At 72.9% G+C, this 19,033-nt stretch carries 18 protein-coding genes; 9 read left to right on the forward strand and 9 right to left on the reverse strand.

Annotated elements, in window-relative coordinates; translation table 11 throughout:
* Window positions 1-89: 89 nt before the first annotated feature.
* The 6 genes from RM446_RS20495 to RM446_RS20520 form a co-directional block, all read right to left on the reverse strand.
* Window positions 90-836, reverse strand: a complete 747-nt coding sequence (locus RM446_RS20495; protein WP_311547004.1) for a phosphoglyceromutase — start codon at window positions 834-836, stop codon at window positions 90-92.
* An 80-nt stretch (window positions 837-916) separates the two neighbouring features.
* Window positions 917-1,432 carry a YbjN domain-containing protein gene (locus tag RM446_RS20500; protein ID WP_311547005.1) on the reverse strand — a complete coding sequence of 172 codons (516 nt, stop codon included), beginning with the start codon at window positions 1,430-1,432 and terminating at the stop codon, window positions 917-919.
* A gap of 111 nt (window positions 1,433-1,543) precedes the next feature.
* Window positions 1,544-2,794 (reverse strand): D-inositol-3-phosphate glycosyltransferase, encoded by a 1,251-nt coding sequence (gene mshA / locus RM446_RS20505; protein ID WP_398695590.1) that lies wholly within the window; start codon window positions 2,792-2,794, stop codon window positions 1,544-1,546.
* A gap of 467 nt (window positions 2,795-3,261) precedes the next feature.
* Window positions 3,262-4,236, reverse strand: a complete 975-nt coding sequence (locus RM446_RS20510) for an alpha/beta hydrolase (RefSeq protein ID WP_311547006.1) — start codon at window positions 4,234-4,236, stop codon at window positions 3,262-3,264.
* Between the two features lie 22 nt (window positions 4,237-4,258).
* Window positions 4,259-4,786, reverse strand: a complete 528-nt coding sequence (locus tag RM446_RS20515) for an O-acetyl-ADP-ribose deacetylase (protein WP_311547007.1) — start codon at window positions 4,784-4,786, stop codon at window positions 4,259-4,261.
* A gap of 300 nt (window positions 4,787-5,086) precedes the next feature.
* Window positions 5,087-5,818: an IclR family transcriptional regulator gene (locus RM446_RS20520; protein ID WP_311547008.1), complete on the reverse strand. Its 732-nt coding sequence runs from the start codon at window positions 5,816-5,818 to the stop codon at window positions 5,087-5,089.
* A gap of 146 nt (window positions 5,819-5,964) precedes the next feature.
* Between RM446_RS20520 and RM446_RS20525 the strand changes: the two genes are divergently transcribed.
* The 9 genes from RM446_RS20525 to RM446_RS20565 all read left to right on the forward strand — a co-directional run bounded on the left by RM446_RS20525 (window position 5,965) and on the right by RM446_RS20565 (window position 14,587).
* A complete protein-coding gene (locus tag RM446_RS20525) occupies window positions 5,965-6,906 on the forward strand; it encodes a 5-dehydro-4-deoxyglucarate dehydratase (RefSeq protein ID WP_311547009.1) in 942 nt (313 codons plus the stop codon).
* A gap of 106 nt (window positions 6,907-7,012) precedes the next feature.
* Window positions 7,013-8,581, forward strand: a complete 1,569-nt coding sequence (locus RM446_RS20530; RefSeq protein ID WP_311547010.1) for an ABC transporter substrate-binding protein — start codon at window positions 7,013-7,015, stop codon at window positions 8,579-8,581.
* Window positions 8,582-8,597: 16 nt separating this feature from the next.
* Window positions 8,598-9,524 (forward strand): ABC transporter permease, encoded by a 927-nt coding sequence (locus tag RM446_RS20535; protein ID WP_311547011.1) that lies wholly within the window; start codon window positions 8,598-8,600, stop codon window positions 9,522-9,524.
* Window positions 9,521-10,528 carry an ABC transporter permease gene (locus RM446_RS20540; protein ID WP_311547012.1) on the forward strand — a complete coding sequence of 336 codons (1,008 nt, stop codon included), beginning with the start codon at window positions 9,521-9,523 and terminating at the stop codon, window positions 10,526-10,528. Before RM446_RS20535 ends, RM446_RS20540 begins: the two co-directional genes overlap by 4 nt.
* Window positions 10,525-11,544, forward strand: coding sequence for an ABC transporter ATP-binding protein (locus RM446_RS20545; RefSeq protein WP_311547013.1), 1,020 nt, complete (start codon window positions 10,525-10,527; stop codon window positions 11,542-11,544). Before RM446_RS20540 ends, RM446_RS20545 begins: the two co-directional genes overlap by 4 nt.
* Window positions 11,537-12,571, forward strand: coding sequence for an ABC transporter ATP-binding protein (locus tag RM446_RS20550; protein ID WP_311547014.1), 1,035 nt, complete (start codon window positions 11,537-11,539; stop codon window positions 12,569-12,571). The genes RM446_RS20545 and RM446_RS20550 overlap by 8 nt, the downstream gene beginning before the upstream one ends.
* Before the next feature lie 227 nt (window positions 12,572-12,798).
* Window positions 12,799-13,161 carry a BlaI/MecI/CopY family transcriptional regulator gene (locus RM446_RS20555; protein ID WP_311547015.1) on the forward strand — a complete coding sequence of 121 codons (363 nt, stop codon included), beginning with the start codon at window positions 12,799-12,801 and terminating at the stop codon, window positions 13,159-13,161.
* A gap of 4 nt (window positions 13,162-13,165) precedes the next feature.
* The gene (locus RM446_RS20560) at window positions 13,166-14,107 is read left to right on the forward strand and encodes a M56 family metallopeptidase (RefSeq protein ID WP_311547016.1); all 942 of its coding nucleotides are present in this window, start codon (window positions 13,166-13,168) and stop codon (window positions 14,105-14,107) included.
* 186 nt (window positions 14,108-14,293) lie between these two features.
* On the forward strand, window positions 14,294-14,587 hold the full coding sequence (locus RM446_RS20565; protein ID WP_311547034.1) for a DUF2516 family protein: 294 nt from the start codon (window positions 14,294-14,296) through the stop codon (window positions 14,585-14,587).
* Here RM446_RS20565 and RM446_RS20570 read toward each other — a convergent pair.
* The 3 genes from RM446_RS20570 to RM446_RS20580 all read right to left on the reverse strand — a co-directional run bounded on the left by RM446_RS20570 (window position 14,474) and on the right by RM446_RS20580 (window position 19,014).
* Window positions 14,474-16,951: a hypothetical protein gene (locus RM446_RS20570; protein WP_311547017.1), complete on the reverse strand. Its 2,478-nt coding sequence runs from the start codon at window positions 16,949-16,951 to the stop codon at window positions 14,474-14,476. The genes RM446_RS20565 and RM446_RS20570 overlap by 114 nt on opposite strands.
* A 62-nt stretch (window positions 16,952-17,013) precedes the next feature.
* On the reverse strand, window positions 17,014-17,961 hold the full coding sequence (locus RM446_RS20575) for a neutral zinc metallopeptidase (RefSeq protein ID WP_311547018.1): 948 nt from the start codon (window positions 17,959-17,961) through the stop codon (window positions 17,014-17,016).
* A gap of 75 nt (window positions 17,962-18,036) precedes the next feature.
* The gene (locus RM446_RS20580) at window positions 18,037-19,014 is read right to left on the reverse strand and encodes a neutral zinc metallopeptidase (protein WP_311547019.1); all 978 of its coding nucleotides are present in this window, start codon (window positions 19,012-19,014) and stop codon (window positions 18,037-18,039) included.
* Between the last annotated feature and the right edge of the window lie 19 nt (window positions 19,015-19,033).

Genomic DNA, 19,033 nt, shown 5'->3' on the forward strand with positions numbered 1-19,033 from the left:
TTCCGCCGCGGACCGGCCCTCCGGCGCGCGAGGCCCCCTCCGCGGCGCCGTGCGCGCGAAGGGGGCCGGGGCCGGTGCCGAACGGCGGGCTACTTCTTGCCCTGGTTCTTCACGGCCTCGATGGCCTCCTTGGCGGCCTCGGGATCGAGGTACTCGCCGCCCTGCTTGCGCGGCGTGTAGTCGTCGTCGAGTTCGTAGACCAGCGGGATGCCCGTGGGAATGTTCAGCCCGGCGATCGTCTCCGCATCGATGCCGTCCAGGTGCTTGACCAGCGCACGCAGCGAGTTGCCGTGGGCGGCGACCAGGACGGTGCGGTCGGCGGCGAGGTCGGGGACGATCGTGTCGTACCAGTAGGGCAGCATCCGGTCCACGACGTCGGCGAGGCACTCGGTGCGCGGCATCAGCTCAGGCGGGAGCTGTGCGTATCGGCGGTCGCCCACCTGCGAGTACTCGTCGTCGTCCGCGATCGGCGGCGGCGGGGTGTCGTAGGAGCGGCGCCAGATCGTGAACTGCTCCTCGCCGTACTTCTCGCGGGTCTGGGCCTTGTTCTTGCCCTGCAGCGCGCCGTAGTGGCGCTCGTTGAGCCGCCAGGAGCGCCGCACCGGGAGCCAGGTGAGATCGGCCTCGTCGAGCGCGAGGTTGGCCGTGCGGACGGCGCGCTTGAGGACCGAGGTGTGCACGATAGCGGGGCGCAAGTCGGCGTCGCGCAGCAGGGCGCCGCCCCTGCGCGCCTCCTGCTCGCCGGTGGCCGAGAGGTCGACGTCCACCCAGCCGGTGAACAGCCCTTCGGCGTTCCAGACGCTTTCGCCGTGTCGCAGTAGAACCAGAGTCGCCATGGCAGCCAGCCTAGCGACTCCGCCTCCCGGAACGCCCCTCGGGAGGGCAGTGGTCTAGGCCAATCGTTCGAGAGCGCGGGTCAGCCCGCGGCGCTGCCGTCCTCCTCCACCAGGTGGCGGAAGGCCTGGAGGTTGCGCATGCTGTAGCCGCGCCGGTAGCGCCACTCCCACTCCCTGCGGATGGAGGAGGCGAAGCCGCGCTCCAGCGCGGCGTTGAAGTTCTCGTCGGAGTAGGTCAGCACGCACCCCAGCAGCCGGTCCACCTCCTCGGGGGTGACACCGGTCAGCGGCAGCCGGCCCGCGATGTAGACGTCTCCGGCCTCGTCGGCGGAGAACGCCATTCCGTACATGCCGTCGTTCTTCTGCAGCAGCCAGCGGTAGAACTCGCCCTGGTTCTCGTCCGGGTGGCGGCAGAAGAACGTCTTCACCAGCAGGCTGTGCTCGCCCACGCTCAGCCACACCGCCGTCTTGAGCTTGCGCTGCCCGGGCAGGGCGACGACGAACGACTCCGCGTCGGGGCGCTCGGCATCGAGCCCGGACTCCTGGAGCGCGGTCTCCACGGCGGCGACGGCGTCGGCTCTGGCTCGGCTTGACATGTTCGGGTGACCTTCCCTCCCTGGTGCCGCTCGGTCGTGTGCGCGTGCCGCGCGGCCCGGCCGTGCCGACCGGGGGTCCGGCGTGCACTGCGGGGCCGGCGCCCCGCGGGGCTACTGGCCCGAGGCCACCGGCAGCCGCTCCTCGACCAGGGTCCCACGGTAGACGTCCAGCAGCCCGTCGACCGTCGCCTCCCAGCCGAGGCCGGCCGCGTGGGTCACGGCGGCCGCGCCAAGCGCGTCGCGCCGGGCCGGTTCGCGGATCAGCCGCTCCAGCACCCGCGCGTAGTCGGCGGGGTCGTGGCCGTCGACGAGAACGCCGGAGACGTCGTCGCGCACCGCGGTGGGCAGCCCGCCCACGCGCGCCGCGACGACGGGCGTGCCGCAGGCCTCGGACTCCACGGCGACGAGGCCGAAGGACTCGGAGTAGGACGGCACCACCGTGGCGGTCGCCGCGCGGTAGAAGGACACCAGCTCGGCTCGGGAGCGCGGCGGCTCCCAGCGCACGATGTCGGCGACGTCCAATGAGCGCGCCAGCTCCGCCAGACGGCGCGGCTGGGCGTAGTCGGACCCCGACAGCCCGCCGACGACGGCCACCACCAGCCGCTCTCGCAGCGACGGGTCGCGTTCCAGCAGCGCGGCGGCCGAGCGCAGCAGCACGTCGGGCGCCTTGAGCCGCTGCACCCGGCCCACGAACAGCAGCATCTCGGTGTCCTCGGCGAGCCCGATCCGGCGCAGGGCGTCCCGCCGGGAGCCGGGGCTGAACACGTCCAGGTCGACGCCCGGCGGCACGGTGCTCACCCGGAAGGGGTCGGCACCGTAGTGCTCGACGAGCTGGCCGGCCTCGACAGCGGTGTTGGCGACCAAGTGGTCGGCGTTGCGCACCAGGTGCTCCTCGCCGCGCACCCGGTACTCGGGTTCGGCGGTGTCGCCCTTGGCCAGGGCGAGGTTCTTCACCTTGGCCAGAGTGTGCATCGACTGCACCAGCGGCACGCCCCAGCGCTGCGCCGCGGCCATGCCCGCGCGGCCGGAGAGCCAGTAGTGGCCGTGCACGAGGCCGTAGTGGTCCGGCTCGTTGTCGGCTTCGGCCTGCAGCACGCCGAAGATGAAGGGGCACAGGTAGTGCGCCAGGGCCGACTTGTCCAGCGCGCCGTAGGGACCGGCCGGGATGTGCCGGACCGTGACGCCGGGCAGCATTTCCACGACCGGAGGCTGGTCGGGGCGGGTGGCCCGGGTGAAGACGTCGGTGGCGACGCCGCGGGCCGCCAAGCGCTTGGCGACCTCGACGGTGTAGACGTTCAGGCCGCCGGCGTCGCCGCTGCCGGGCTGCTCCAAGGGGGAGGTGTGCAGGCTGATCGAGGCGATCCTGCGGGGCAGCGGGCTGCCGGCGCCCCGCCCGCGGTCCGGGGGACCGGGAGCCGGGAAGCGCTGTACGGGTCCGGTCTCAAGCGCGTCAGGGCTGTCCGCCACCACTGCTTCGTCCCTTCCGGTGCTGTCGGTTGGTCTGCCCGTGGGCCCGGTGGAACAGGTCGGCCCCTCGGCTCCGCACCGGTGCGGGGGCTGTGGGGTCGGCCCCGTGCCCGGCGCGGTGCGCCGTACACGGCCTCACATCTCCACTCAACAGGGGGCGGGCGCACGGTGTTCCATCATGGCCGCGCAGGGTCGGTGCTCCGGCACCCGGGGTGGGCTTTCGCACCGCGGAGCGGCGGCACCACAGGTACCGCGGGCGCGGCGGCGCCCGGTACCACAGCGTGCGGCGGGGCGGCCCGGGGCGGACGCCGGGGCCGCGGTGCCGCTGACCGGCTGGAGCGGTGGACGGGCACCGCGCGGCCTCAGCCGCCCTTCGCGGCGGAGGCGGTCCAGCCCTCGACCAGGAAGTCCACGGCCCGCGGGAACGTCGGCACCCAGGTGTCCCAGGTGTGGCCGCCCTTGGGATGCATGGTCTGCACGCTCATGTCGTTCTTGCGCAGCAGCTTGGAGAAGCGCTCGGCTTCGCCGTGGATGCTGCCGGTCTGCAGCGGGGTGTGGTCGTTTCGGCCCTCGACCAGCATGAACCGGATGTCGCCGACTCCGGGCTTGTCGAGGAGCCGGTCGGGCGCGTGGGCGCCGGCGTTGTCGCCGAAGGTGTCGCTCGGGTCGTCGACCTTGAAGTAGCCGGCCCAGCTGACGGCCTGGGCGTAGGTCTCGGGGTGGCGCAGCGGCAGTGCGGCCGCTCCGTAGCCGCCCATCGAGAACCCGCCGATGGCGCGCAGTTGGCGGGGGCGGGTGTGGTCGCCCTCGACGGCCTTGATCGCCTTCTCGGTGACGAACGTCTCGATCGCGAAGTCGCCGTCGGCGGCGTCGCCCCACTCGGTGTCGCTGCCTCCGACCTCCTGGCCGAAGGGCGCCGCGACGACGAACTCGACGCCGGTGCGGCACATCTGATCGTCCAGCGCCTCGCCGACCCCGGCGTCGCGGACGTCGAGGTGGGTGGTGGTGGAACCGTGCAGCAGGTACAGCACAGGCAGGTCGTCGCTGTCGGGGCCCGGAGGCCGCCGCACCCAGATGGGGCGCTTGCCGTCGGGTGCGCCCTTGTCGGGGACCTCGACGATCTCGTTCGTGCCGGCCTTGTCGCAGGACGCCACCTCGCCGGGGCGCGGACGCACCGCCGAGTCGGCGCCCGGTAGCAGCGCGGTTCCGGCGGCTTGGGCGGCCGCACCGCCGGGCTGGGGCATCTCGTCCCGGACGGCCGCGAGCGTGCCCGCCGTGGCTACGACGAGTGAGGACGCGACGAGAACCGCGGTCCGGCGGGAAAGGGTCGTGAACACACCGAGATCCTAAAGGGCGAGGTCAAGAGGCGGGTCCGGAATTCGCATCGAGCGCGCGGGCGAAGGCCTCGTACGCGCTCCGGCCGAAAAGGACGAACCGGACCTCACCCAATGTAGTCGACGATCCGAGCGCCGACCCCACGGCGATGTCGGCTGCACTGTCCATCGGCCAGCCGTAGACGCCGGCCGAGATGGCGGGAAACGCGACCACGGCGGCGTTCAGCTCTTCGGCGACCTCCAGGCTGCGCCGGTAGCACGAGGCGAGGGTGTGGGAGCGGTCCTCCGATGTGCTGTAGACCGGCCCGACCGTGTGGATCACCCACGCGGCGGGCATTCCGCCCGCCGCCGTCGCCACCGCGTCGCCGGGCGGAAGGCCGTCGGGATGAGACGTGTCACGCAGTCGCCGGCACTCCTGGAGGATCTCGGGACCGCCCGCGCGGTGGATCGCCCCGTCGACCCCGCCTCCGCCCATCAGCGAGGAGTTCGCCGCGTTCACGACCGCGTCCACCCGCTGCTCGGTGATGTCGCCCTGCACCAGCGTGATGTCCATGCCGCCTCCTCGTCGTCCTCGCGCCGCCTCGCCCGTCCGAGGCTTCTGCCTTCCTGCTTCCCACTATGCCGCTGCTGGGTCAGTGCTGGCCGAGTGCCGTGGAGAAACGGCCGCATACGGCGCGCGATCGGGGCGTTCGCGCACCGACGGTCCGGGGCCGGCCCGGCTGCCGCGCCCGCTTCGGAGGGCGGGCAGCGCCGATGCGGGAATTCCGGCTGCGCGCGGGCAACGGCCGACGGCGCCGGACTTCGACGCTCGCGAACCTCGCTGCGCCTGTACCGCGCGCCCGGGGCGCCGAGGTCAGCGCACGATGCGGTCGCGGGCGTCGAGCAGGGCCGCGACGATCCTCCGCTCGCGTTCGGCGTCCAGCCGCACAACGGGCACGGAGAAGCTGAGTGCCTCGTTGGGGACTGCTCCGGCCTTCACGTTCAACGTGACAGCGAAGCACCGCAGACCGATGGTGGACTCCTGCTCGTCGACCGAGTGGCCGCGCTCCTTCACCCGCCGCAGTTCGGCGCGCAGCGCCTGGCGGTCGGTGAAGGTGTTGACGGTGCTGGCCGCGAGCGTCTCGGGCAGTAGCGCGTCGACCTCCGCCCAGGGGCGTTCGGCCAGTAGCGCCTTGCCGAGTCCGGTCGCCCAGCAGGGCAGGCGGCGGCCGGGGCGGGAGACGACCGCCAGGGAGTGCCGCGAGATGCAGGTCGCCAGGTAGACGATCTCCTGGCCGTCCAGGCGGGCGAGGTGGACGGTCTCACCCCACTCCTGCGACATCTCGTCCATGACGCGCTGGGCACGCTGCACCACGTCGTCCTGCTCGACGTAGGAGGCGCCGACCCGCAGGGCCCTGATGCCCAGGCGGTACCTGGAGCCGGTGGCGTCGGGTTCCACCCACCCGCTGTGGACCAGCGTCACGAGCAGCGCATAGGCGCTGGCCCGGGGGATGGCCAGGTCGCCGTGGACCTCGCGCAGCGATCGCGGCTCGCCGGCGGCACTGAGGTACTCCAGTACCGCGATGGCCCGCTCGGCGGATTTCACCGTGCGAACCCCCGTGAGCTCAGTCGTTTCCGCGCCTTCTGCTGTGAACCGGCTCATATCTCCCCTTGACGTCATCTGAAACACGCGCCTAATGTGCATGTTTACCAGCATAGATGGAGTCTTCATATGTAGACAAGAGGTTGTACATGCCCCCCTCACCTGCAGAACCCGCGGCACTCGCCGCCTCCCTCACCGGGTTGCTCGGCTTTCCGGTCACGCCTTTCACCGACACGGCGGAACTCGACCTCCCCCGATTCGAAGAGCACCTCGACGACATGCTCCAGACCGGCCCCGGCGCGCTGTTCGTCGCCTGCGGCACCGGCGAGTTCGCGTCGCTGACACCGGAGGAGCACCGCATCGTCGTGCGCACGGCCGTCGCCCGCGTCGGGGGCGCGGTCCCGGTGCTGGCGGGTGTCGGCGGCGGTACCCGGGTGGCCCGGGAGTACCTCCTCGCGGCCGAGGACGAGGGCGCCGACGGCGCCCTCGTCCTCCCGCCCTACCTGCAGGTCGGACCGCAGGCGGGGCTGCTGTCGCACTACCGCGAACTCCTCGGCGCCACTGCTCTGAGCCTGATCCCCTATCAGCGCGCCACCGCGGTCCTCGCGCCCGAGACCGCGGCCGAACTGGCTCGGAGCGAACGCATCGTCGCGCTGAAGGACGGCCACGGCGACATCGAACTGCTGCAGCGCATCAGGACCGTGACCGAGGGCCGCCTCCCGCTGCTCAACGGCATGCCGACCGCCGAGACCTCCGTCCGCGCGTACCGCGCCGTCGGCGCCGCCGCCTACTCCTCCGCGGTGCTCGCCTTCGCCCCGGCCGTCGCCACCGCCTTCTTCGCCGCCTGCGAGCGCGGCGACGAGGACGTCCAGCACGAGCTGCTGCGCGAGTTCTACGTCCCGCTCACCGATCTGCGCAACACCACACCCGGCTACGCCGTGGCGCTGGTCAAAGCAGGGCTGGAGATCCGCGGCCGGTCCGCCGGGCCGGTACGCCCGCCGCTGGCGGACGTGTCGCCCGAGCACAAGGCGCGACTGGGCCGCATCATCGACCGCGGACTGGCGGCCGCCCGCTCCGCCGAGGCCGCATGAGCCCCGCGGCGGCCGGCACCCGCGCCGCCACCGCCGTCCGGAAACCGTCCACCGCCGTCCCGCTCAGCATCCCCCGTCCCCGCACAACCCGATCCCGGAGAGACACATGACCAGGCCGCCCCACACCCCGGCGACCGGCCACCGGCCGGTACGCGCCGCCGGCGCCCTCACCGCCGCCGGCCTCCTCCTGGCCAGCAGCGCGTGCGCCGTTGCCAACACCGACAGCGGCGGCGGATCCGGCGACACCGTCCGGATCGCCCTGCCCGAGGAACCGCCCACGCTGGAGCCGTGCGACGCGTCCCTCACCGCCACTGGCCGCGTGACGCGCTCCAACATCACCGAGGCGCTCACCGAGCGCCTGCCCAAGACCGGCGAGCTCGAGCCCGCGCTGGCGACCAATTGGGAGCGCAGCTCCGACACGACCTGGACCTTCACCATGCGCGACGGGGTCACCTTCCACGACGGCACGCCCTTCGACGCGCAGGCCGCCGCCTTCTCCATCGACCGCACCGTCGACTCCGACATCGGCTGCAATGTCGACGGCTACATCTTCGGCGACTCCGAGCTCACCGCCGAAGCCGTCGACGACACCACGCTGGAAGTCACCACCGCCGAACCCGACCCGATCCTGCCGCTGCGGCTGTCGTTCGTCGAGATCGTGCCCACCAGCACCGACACCGAAGACAAGGTCCGCGAGCCGGTCGGCACCGGCCCCTACAAACTGAAGAAGTGGAACCAGGGCGTCGACCTGACCCTCCAGCGCTACGACGGCTACTGGGGGGAGAAGCCCGCTTACACCACAGCCCGCTACGTGTGGCGCGCCGAGGGCAGCATCCGCGCCGCGATGGTCTCCCAGAACGAGGCCGACGTCGCCATCGGGCTCGCCCCGCAGGACGGCGCCGGCGACAACGCGGTCGAGTTCCTCAACAACGAGACCTCCTACATGCGCATGGACGCCACCCAGGCGCCCCTCGACGACATCCGCGTGCGCCGCGCCATCAACTACGCGATCGACAAAGAGGGCCTGGTCTCGTCGGTCTTCTCCGGCCTCGGCCGGCCCGCAGGGCAGGTCGTCCCCGAGGGCGTCATCGGCCACAACCCCGACCTGAAGCCCTGGCCCTACGCCCCGGAGAAGGCCAAGTCCCTCATCGACGAGGCCCGCGCCGACGGTGTGCCGGTCGACACGACCATCACCATCATCGGCCGCAACGGCATCTACCCCAAGGGCTCCGAGGCGATGGAGGTCGTACAGAGTTCCCTGAACGACGCCGGGCTGAAGGTCGAGATCGAGATGCTCGATGTCAACGCCTGGATGGAGTACCTGCTGCGGCCCTTCCCCGCAGACGCCGGGCCGACCCTGCTGCAGGCCCAGCACGGCAACCAGGCCGGCGACGCCGCGTTCACCATGGAGCAGATCTACGGCTCCGAGGGGGCCCAGAGCAGCTACGGAACGGAAAAGCTCGACTCCATGATCGAGAAGGCGGAGGGCGCCGAGGACGACGCGCGCCAGGAGGCCTTCGCCGACGCGCTCGCCTACCAGAACGACGAGGTGGTCCGCGACGCGGTGCTGGCGCACATGACCGGCATCATGGCGCTGTCGCCGGACGTGTCCTACACCCCGAACTCCGCCACCAACGACGAGCTGCGTCTGCGCGAGATGCAGCCGAAGGGCTGAGGAGGTATCGCCGTCCATGCTCGCCTTCCTGTGGCGCCGCATCCTCTCCAGCACCGTGCCGCTCCTCGTGGTGGTCCTGGGCGTGTTCTTCCTGGCGCGGTTGACCGGCGATCCCGCCAACCTCTACCTGCCGCTCAGCGCCACACCCGAGATGCGGGCGGAGTTCGCCGCCCGCAACGGGTTCGACCAGCCGGTGATCGTGCAGTTCGCCGACTACCTCGCCCAGATCGCCCGCCTGGACTTCGGTGAGTCGCTGCGGACCGCCCAACCGGCCGCCCAGGCGGTTCTGCAGGCGTTCCCCGCCACGCTGCAGTTGGCCGGAACGACCATGCTCATCGCCATCGCGGCGGCCGTGGTGATCGGAAGTCTGGCCGCCTACCGTCCGAACTCGCTCGCCGACCGGGTCGCCGGCTTCCTGTCGTCCACGTCGGCGAGCGTGCCGGACTTCTGGTTCGCCATCATGTGCGTGCTGGTGTTCGCGGTGACCCTGAACTGGCTGCCCACCTCGGGAACGGACGGGATGGCGGCGTGGGTCCTGCCGGTCGCCACGCTGCTCATCCGCCCGTTCGGCGTCCTCGTCCAGGTGGTGCGCGGATCGATGGTCTCGGCGCTGTCGGCCCCCTACGCCAAGGTGGCGCGCAGCAAGGGGGCCGGCGAGAAGCGCGTCATCTTCGGCCATGCCCTGCGCAACGCCGCCGCGCCCGCGCTCACAGTCGCCGGTGACCTGACCGTCAGCATGATCAACGGCGCGGTGGTCGTCGAGACGATCTTCGGCTGGCCGGGCATCGGCAAGCTGATGATCGACTCGATCCTGGAGCGCGACTTCGCGGTGCTCCAGGCGGCGGTGCTGCTGACCGCACTGACGATCTTCGCCCTCAACATCCTCATCGACATCTGCTACGCGCTGCTGGACGCGCGCGTCCGCCAGGGGGTGCCGGCATGACCCACGCAGACCGCAGCGGCCGCACCGGCGACGAAGCCGTCGCAACCCGCGCCCCGACCCCCGCGGGTTCCGCGGGGGAGGGGCCGCCGGAGCCGCGGTCCCCGCGGCTGGCGGCCCTGCTGCTCAAGGACCGCCTCGCTTTCGCGGCGGCCCTGGTGCTGGTGGCCATCGGCGCCGCAGCGGTGTTCGGGCCGCTCCTGCTCGGCGGCCTCGCCACCGAGCAGAACCTGCGCTCGACCAACCTGCCGCCGTTCACCCTCGACAACGGCTGGGCGTTCGTGCTCGGCAGCGACTCGCTGGGCCGCAGCGTCGCGGCCCGGTTGGTCGTCGCCGCGCGCACCACACTGATGGTGGCGGTGCCCGCGGTGCTGCTGTCGCTGACCGTCGGCTCGGTCTGGGGGATGTGGGCGGGCTACCACCGGGGCTGGCGCGAAAGCGTGTCCATGCGGATCGCCGACGTGATCCTCAGCTTTCCCTCGCTGCTGCTCGCGGTCGTCGTCCTCTACGTGTTCTCGCCCAGCATCGCCAACATCATCCTGGTCATCGCGATCGCCCGTATTCCGGTCTACCTGCGCACCGCCCGCGCCGAGTCGGCCGAACTGCAGAGCCGGCTCTTCGTGGACGCGGCCCGCACCTTCGGCGCGCGCAGCGGCCGCATCATCCGCCGCCACGTCGCGCCGACCGTGCTGCCCACGCTGCTCACCGTCGCCACGCTCGACTTCTGCTTCGTGATGCTCACGGAGTCGTCGCTGAGTTTCCTCGGCATCGGCATCCAACCCCCGGACCTGAGCTGGGGGCTGATGGTGGCGCAGGGCCGCCAGGAGCTGCAGACGGCGTGGTGGACCGTGGTCTTCCCCGGGCTGGCCATCGTGATCACCACCGTCTCGGCGACCACCCTGGCGTCCTGGGCGCGGCTGGCGACCGACCCCGCCCAGCGCTGGCGGTTGACCGTGCCGCGCAGCAGGCGCCGCGCCGGGGCACCGACAGAGGAGGGAGCGGCATGAGTGTGGCCAAGGAGACCACCGCGGCGGCGCCGACGCCGGACGCCGCGGCGCTGGAGGTCGACCGGCTCTCGGTCGACATCCGCACCCCCGAGGGGACCGCGCACGTCGTGCGCGACGTGAGCTTCACGGTGCGCTCCGGCGAGACGCTGGCGCTGCTCGGAGAGTCCGGGTGCGGCAAGAGCATGACGGCGCAGGCGGTCGCCGGGCTGCTCGACCCGGTCGCCGACGTGGTCGGCGGCGAGATCCGCCTCACCGGCTCCAACCTGCTCGCGCTGAGCGCGGCACAGCGGCGCCGGCTCGCCGGACCCGGGCTGGCCATCGTGTTCCAGGACGCGCTGACGGCGTTGAACCCGGTGTTCACAGTGGGCACGCAGCTCGCCGAGCCCTTCCGCATCCACGAGAGGACTTCCCGCAGGGCCGCCAAGGCCAAGGCGGTCGAGCTCATGGAGCGGGTCGGCATCCCCGAGCCGCGCTCGCGCGTGGACGCCTACCCGCACCAGTTCTCCGGCGGTATGCGCCAGCGGTTGCTCATCGCGATGGCGGTGGCGCTGCGGCCGTCGGTGCTGCTCGCCGACGAACCCACTACGGCCCTCGACGTCACCGTGCAGGCCCAGATCATGGAGCTGTTGCGGGACCTGCGCACCGAGCAGGACACGGCGCTCGTCCTCATCACCCACGACCTCGCGGTCGCCGCCGAGCACGCCGACCACGTGGCCGTGATGTACGCCGGATCGGTCGTAGAGACCGGCCCGGTCGGCGAGGTCTTCGCCGACCCCGCCCACCCCTACACGCGCGGGCTCCTCGATTCCGTGCCGGGCGGCCAGAACCGCGGCGAGCCGCTGCGGTTCATCGCCGGAAGCCCGCCCGACCTGCGGGCGATCCCCTCCGGCTGCGCGTTCCGCACCCGCTGCCCTCTTGCGCGCGCGGACTGCGCCGCGCACCGCCCCGAGCTGCAGGAGACCGGCCAGGGCCGTGCGGCGGCCTGCCACTACTGGAAGGAGGTGGCGCATGCCTGAGGCCGCGCCGCCGGCGGCCGGGCCGCTGCTCCAGGCGAGCGGCCTGACCAAGAGCTTCAAGGTGCCCAGGAGCGCGTCGGGCAGCACCACGCTGCGCGCACTCGACGGGGTCGACCTCACCCTGCAGCGCGGCGAGACGCTGGGGCTCGTGGGGGAGTCGGGCTGCGGCAAGTCCACACTGGCCCGGGTGCTGCTCATGCTGGAGCGGCCCGACCGGGGCACGCTGCGCTTCGACGGGACCGACCCGTTCGCGCTGCGCGGGAGGCAACTTCTCGCCTGGCGCCGCCGCGTGCAGATGGTCTTCCAGGACCCCTTCGCCTCCCTCAACCCGCGGCTGAACGCGGGCGACCTCATCGGCGAGCCGTGGCGGACACACCGCGACCTCGTCCCCCGGGCCGAGCGGGACAAGCGGGTACGGCGGCTGCTGGAGCTGGTCGGGCTGCGGGAGAGCGACGCCCGCCGCTACCCCCAGGAGTTCTCCGGCGGGCAGCGTCAGCGCATCGGGATCGCCCGCGCGCTGGCGCTGGAGCCCGACGTCGTCGTGTGCGACGAGCCCGTGTCCGCACTGGACCTGTCGGTTCAGGCACAGGTGCTGAACCTGCTCGCGGAACTGCAGGGCGAGCTGGGCGTGTCCTACGTGTTCATCTCCCACGACCTCTCGGTGGTGCGCCACGTCGCCGACCGCGTCGCGGTGATGTACCTGGGCCGGGTGGTCGAGACGGGCGGCACCGAGGAGATCTACGCCAACCCGCGCCACCCCTACACGGCGGCCCTGCTGTCCTCGGCACCGTCGCCGGTGGGCTCGGCGGAAGCGGAGGGCTCCTCCCGGGAGCGCATCCTGCTGCGCGGCGAGGTGCCCTCGCCGGTCGACCCGCCGTCGGGGTGCCGGTTCCGCACCCGGTGCTGGCGGGCCGAGGACCTCTGCGCCGCGGAGGCCCCTGCCGCCGCGGCGCACGGCGCGGACCCCGCGCACACGGCCGCCTGCCACTTCCCGCTGGAACCGGCGGCACCGGCCCGCGCCGGGTGAGCAAGGTGCCGGGTCCGCCGCCGGATGGGGCGGACCCGGCACCGGCGTGCCGCAGCCCGCAGCGGGACGACGACCAGTGTCGAAGGCGAGCGCATCGGCCTCCGGTCCCCCGGAAAGGAGCTGCGGATGCGGGTATCCCCGTCCCTATTGCGGGGTAAAACTCGGCTCAGTGGCCCGGAAGGCGGGTCGCGACGGCGTGTAGTACTACGGGGAGTAGACTTGGAGTCATGAATCGGCTCGGCGACCTCGAACGCGCGGTTATGGATGTACTGTGGCAGCGGAACGAGCCACTGACGGTCCGCGATGTGGGCCGTGCTCTGGCCGACCGCGACCTCGCTCACACCACCGTCATGACCGTGCTCGACCGGCTCGCGAAGAAGGGTGTCGTGGCGCGGGACCGCGAAGGGCGCGCATGGCGCTACCGTCCCGCCGCCAGTCGTGAGAACTACGTGTCGGAACTCATGATCGACGCCCTGGGCGAGACCGGCGACCGCGACGCCGCCCTCGCGGCGTTCGTCAGGTCCATGAACGGCAGTGAGGCCGAGGCGCTCCGGCGCGCTCTAGAGGAAGACGACGAGCCGAGGACGTAGCCGAATGGTGAGTGCCGCGCTGCTCAGCGCCATCGCCGTCAGCTGCTTCGCGGCGGCGGCACGGCTCCGTCGGGCCTCGTGGCCCCGCCGAGGGCCCTATGTGGCCGTCATCGTCTGGCAGGTACTCGGCCTGGCCTGGGGCTTCTCCACCATCGGGGCGCTGCTCGCCTTCGGGCTCGCCCCCTACGGCCGCGGCGTCGTGGGCGGGCTGCTCGCGCTCGCCGCGGACGCGGGCACCCACAACCTCTACCTCTCCGAGATCGCCGGCACCACCCTGGGCGCGACCCAGGTCGGGGCGGTCATCCTGGCCGTGAGCCTCACGCTGCTCCTGTTCACCGGCCTCGTGGCCTCCTTCGTGCAGGTGCTGCGCGTGCGCCGCCGCCACCACGACCTGCTCGGGCTGGTCGCCCACGACGACCCCGAGGTGCCCGGCGCCCGCATCCTCGACCACCCCGCGGCCGCCGCGTACTGCCTGCCCGGCGTGCTGCGCTCGGAGGTCGTCATCAGCGCCGGCGCTCTGGACGTGCTGGACCGCAGCGAGCTCGCGGCCGTCATCGCACACGAGCACGCCCACCTCCGCCAGCGCCACGACCTGGTGCTGCTCCCGTTCTCCTCGCTCAAGCGCGCGTTCCCGCACGTGCGGATGGTCGAGGTCTACTACCGCGCCGTCGCCCTGCTGATCGAGATGTGCGCCGACGACCAGGCGCGGCGCGAGCGCTCCCCCAAGGAGCTGGCCATGGCGCTGCTGCGCTTCGGCGCCTCGGGGACCTCGCCGGTGCCCGCGGGAGCCCTGGCGGTGACCTCCGACGAGCCCGAGGTCCTCACCCGCGTCTCCCGGCTGCTGAACCCGGCCAAGCAGCTCACCCGCCGCCAGACCACCGCCGTACTCAGCGCCGCCGTCGCCCTGCTGTGCACCATCACGGTGCTGTGGAGCCTGCCGCTCTAGGCGCCCACGCCCCTCGGGCGCCTGCTGCGGCCTCCCCGCGGCGCCGCGGCGGCCGCCGGCCGGGCAAGCGGGGCGGTCGGCGGCCGGGCACGATTTCCCGAGCCCGCGCGTTTAGTCTGGGAGAAGCCGGAGGCAGCGCCGCCGGCAGACCATCCGCCACGAGGTTCGGAGCGTTCTGTGCTCGGCATCCTGGATATGCTTTGGTGGCTCATCTACGTAGCGATCTTCGTCACCAGCCTGTTCGCCCTGGTGGACGCCTCACGCACGCCCGCGCAGGCCTTCCCCGCCATGGACAAGCAGACCAAGAAGCTGTGGGTCGGCCTGCTCGCTGTGGGGACCTTCGTCGCGTTCAGCGCGGTGTTCAGCTCAATCCGGTTCTTCGTGTTCATCGCGCTGATCGCCACCCTCATCTACCTGCTCGACGTCCGCCCCGCCGTGCGCAGCATCGGGCGCAACGAGGGGCCCTACGGCCGCTGGTAGCCCCGGCTCCCGCAGCGGCGCCGTCCGGCGGCCCTCCTCCCGCGGTGAGCGCCGCTCCGGTTCCGAGGACCCCCTTGCCCCGCTGCGCGCGGCGGGCACTGCGGGCGCGCCGGCTCCGCGGGCCCCCTCGGCCAGCAGGTCCCGCGCGTGGCGCACCGACTCCGCGTACATCTCGTCGCGGGTGTAGTAGGAGTGGCCCAGGATCGGCGGGTACAGCGCCTCTCCCGGGCGGACCCCGTAGTGCCGCGGATCCGGCAGCGGCTCGGCGTAGCCCACAGCGCATACCTGCCCGTCTTCCGAGGCGAGCACCGGGCCGCCGATCGGGTCGGTGCAGCGCCACAGGTTGCGCCACCGCGACGCGCGCTCACGCAGGTCGCCCAGGGCCACCGGGCCGAAGTAGGCCGGGAAGTAGCGCGCGTACAGCCGCGACAGCGGGGAGCCGTGGGTGATGAGCACGACGCTCTCGCGCACCCGAGGGGGCACCTGCCACAGTGTGGCCGCCGCCAGCACGGACCCCTGCGAGTGCCCGGACAGCACCACATCGGTGCCCCGGTCGGCCATGTCGGTCACCCGTGCGGCCAGCTGCGGCACCGCGCGCTCGCCGTAGCTCGGCGGCGCCAGCGGATGCGCCAGCCGCGGCCAGAACGTGCCGACGTCCCATAGCACCCCCACCGCCTGCCGGGTGGGCTCGTCGCGGTAGGCGCTGCCGCCGACCAGCATCAGCGCCAGCAGGAAGCCGCCTCCAAGGAACGAGCCGACCGCCACCAGCACCGTCAGCACCGCCTGCGGCGGCGCGGCCGCGCCGCCGCCCTGGCCGGGCACCGCTGTCAGGTGCCCCGTGAACACCGAGAACAGCACCAGGCCGATCAGCGCCGCGACCGGCAGCGACAGGGCCGCCAGCGACGGCGGCAGGTACTCGGCCACGCCGCCGAAGGCCCGCGCTCGGGCGATGCCGCGGGTGCGCTCCGCGTCAACCCCACGCCCGTACGCCGCGGCCGCGGTCTCGGCCTCGCGCCGCCCGCGCCGCCGCAGCAGGACCAGCACCGCACCGGCGCACACCAGCGCGATCGCGGCCTCCAGGGTGAACGCGAGCTGCAGCCAGGAGTACGCGGCCGCGGGCTGCAGCACGATGCAGCCGCCCGCCTGCGCACCCGGGTAATAGCAGCCGCCGAGCCACCCGGCCGCCTGGTAGACCACCGCGGCCGACAGGGCGCCGCCGAGCAGGGCGCCCAGGACGGCCGCCGCCGGTCCCGCCGTCCCGGCCAGCGGCACCCGGGCGGGCGCGCCCGCCCTGCGGTGGAGGACGAGAGCGGCGGCCGACAGCAGCGCACCCAGCACGCACTGCACGGCGAGCAGCGCGTTCAGCACGGTCGAGTACCAGGGCAGCGCTCCCTGGGCCGTCCACCCCGGGCGCGGCCACAGGGCGTAGACGAGGGCGGCGGCGAGCAGCGCCAGGGCCGTGTTCCGCAGGAGGCGGCACGCGGTATCGGCGCGGCGGTGCGACGCCGGCGTCGAGCCCGGTACCACGGCGCCGGCCGCGCCGAGCACGGCGGTCGCCGCCAGCAGCCCCGCGATCGGCAGCCCCGCCGCCAGGCCGCGCCCCGAGGCGCCGTCATAGTGCAGGGCCGGCGCGGCCAGCAGGAAGGCGACGGCCGAGACCGCCACCGCGATGTGGGCCGAGCGCAGCCGCGCCGTGATGGCGTCGGCCCGCCAGAAGTCCGGCGCGCTCAGCGGTGCCTCGGGCCGCGGCGCCGGTTCGGGCAGCGCCTCCGGCACCGTGTGCGGGCCGCTGCGCCGCGACACCAGCCACAGCACCGCGATCACCGCCATCGGCAGCAGCGCGCCCGCGGCCAGAGCACGCGCCGGCTCGGCCAGGGGCGCGCCCGGTGCGGCGAGCATGCCGAGCAGCGGCCGCAGCTCGGCGCACCGCCGACCGTAGCCGGCGCACTGCCAGCCGACGAGGTCCATGCCGACGCCGGCTGCCGCCACCACCAGAAGCGCCGTCAGGCTCAGCGCCAGCAGGCGCGCGGCCGCTCTGTAGACGTGCTCGGCCGCGGCCGTCCCGCGCGAGGGCGCCTGACTGCTGCGGGCGGGCCGCATCCAGTAGGCGATGTTGACCAGCAGGAACGGCAGGAGCAGCAGCCACAGCGCGCGCGAGGAGCGCCCCGAGGTCAGCTTGCCCCAGGCGAAGATCTCGCGTGCCAGGCCGGGTACGGTCTCGGTGTCGGGCCTGCGCCGCCAGCGGAAGAACCCCGCGAGCGGGTCGCCGCAGACCCGCACCGCGGGTTCGACGTCCAGCAGCTCTTCGGCCTGTCCTCCGCTCACTCCGTGCACCCGAAGTTCGACCGCCCGCGTCTCCGGCATGGCGCCGATTCTCGCATGCGGCCCCCGTCCGCTGCGGGTGGATTCGCACCCGGCTGCGGGGCCTACTGCACCACCGACTCGTCCTCGACCGACCACGTGTTGCAGGCGCCCGGCGCCTCCTGCTCAAGGCCGTGTTCCAGCCAGAGCACGCTGTTCTCGGCGGAGCCGTGGGTGCGCTCCGCCTCCGCAGCGCCGGCCCGGTCGGCCGTCGCGGCGGCGTCGTCGAGAACGGCGTCGACGTCGCCCCTCTCAAGCGGGTAGCTGACCTCGACGGCGCCCAGGAAGACCCCGGCCAGGCAGTTGGCCTGCAGTTCGCTCTTGCGGGTCCACTCGTTGCGAAGGATCTGCGAAGGCTCCTTGCCGCGCTGGTCGTGGTAGTACTCCAGCAGCCCGGCCTCACCCTGGACGTGGTGTCCGTACTCGTGGGCGAGCAGGGAAGCGTAGACCGCGCTCTGCTCGTTGCCGCCCCACTTCTCGACCACGTCGCTGGTGCCGATGTAGATGCTCTTCACCGTCCGGCAGTAGAACGCGCCGGCGGACGAGGGGTACTCGCGGCACGGGCTGGAGCCGCCCTTGCTCCAGAAGACCCGCTTCGGCGGCTCGAAGGGGATGCCGGCCTCCTCGAACTGGCGGGCCCAGGCGTCGTCCAGGCAGTCGGCGACGGTGTCGAGGAAGTTCTCGACGGAGTCCCGGTCGTGGACGTCCATGCCGGGCGCGGGGCACGGCAGCGGCATGAGCTCGCCCGTCGCGTACAACGGGTTGTCGACCAGGGCCGACCGCCCGGTGGGTCGGTGGGTGTCGGCACTCGCCGCCGGTGCTCCGGACAGGTCGGGATCGGCCCGGCCCGACGAGGAGGCGGACTCCGCGTCGGACCCGTCGCCGCCGTCGGTCGCGACGACGGTGAGCAGCGCGAGCCCCAGCAGCAGCGCGGCCAGCGCCGCATAGAGCGCGGTCCGGCGGCCGGAGGTGCCGCCGCCCCGCCCGCCGGATGGCCCGGAGTACGCCCGCATACGCGATCCGCCGACCGGCTCAGCGCAACCGCCGTGCTTCGGCCGGGGCCGCCGCACGCGCGCTCGACTGGGTGCTCACTCGACCAGGTCCTTCCGTGCCGCCCAGGTGTTGCATGCCGCGGGGTCGCCCCGGTCCATGCCGTGGGCGGTCCACATCCGGCCGTTGGCCGGTGTGCCGTGGGTGCGTTCGCCGGGGTCGAAGTCGCCGCGCCGCTCGGCGTCGTCGAGGATGCCGGCGTACTTCTGCGAACCGACGGGGTAGCCGTCCTCGACCGCGCCCAGGAACAGCCCGCCCAGGCAGTTGGCCTGGAGCTCGTTGCGCCGGGTGAGGCGGTCCTCGACCGCGTCGTCGTCCCGGTCGGCGCGCACGCCGTGGAAGCGGCCGAGGATCCCGGCCTCGCCCTGCACGTGGTGCGCGTATTCGTGGCTCAGTAGGAACGTGTACGCCTCGGGGCTCTTGGTCTCGGCCGAGTTCTCCACAATGTCCTGGATACCCAGATAAAGCCCTTCATTCGCCTGGCAGTAGAACGCGGCCGTGCCCGCCGTGGGATAACTGCCGCACGGGCTCTGGCCCGAGGTGTACCAGTAGATCCGGCTGGGGGCGTCGAACTCGGTGCCGGTGCGGGCGAACTGCTCGCGCCAGGCGGTGTCCAGGCAGTCGGTGATCTCGTGCAGGAAGTCCTCCATCGACTCCGGATCGTCCGGGTCGAGCGCGGGCGCGGGACAGGTGACCTGCGTCATGCTTCCGCTGGAGTAGAGGGGGTTGTCCGTGAGGGCGCCGGTGCCGGGGCCCGCCGGTCGCCCGTTCGAGACCGGCGCCGCCCCGGTGCCGGGCACCGCGGGCGCGGCGTGGGCGGAGGGACCGAACAGCGCGGAGACGCTGACGAACGTTGCGAAGCCGATCGCGGTCAGCCCGGCGAACAGCACGAGCGCGACACTCAGGTTGATCCGCTGGCGCGGCCGCGGCGCGTATTCGGGGAGTGCGTAGTCGCCGCCGGCCCTCTGCCGCCCGCGAAGCGTCTTCGGGCCTGCTGCCCCGGTGCGTAGGGCCACCCGCTGTGCCACCTCCCCC

Origin of the sequence: Streptomonospora wellingtoniae (assembly GCF_031845375.1) — a bacterium.
GTDB lineage: Bacteria > Actinomycetota > Actinomycetes > Streptosporangiales > Streptosporangiaceae > Streptomonospora > Streptomonospora wellingtoniae.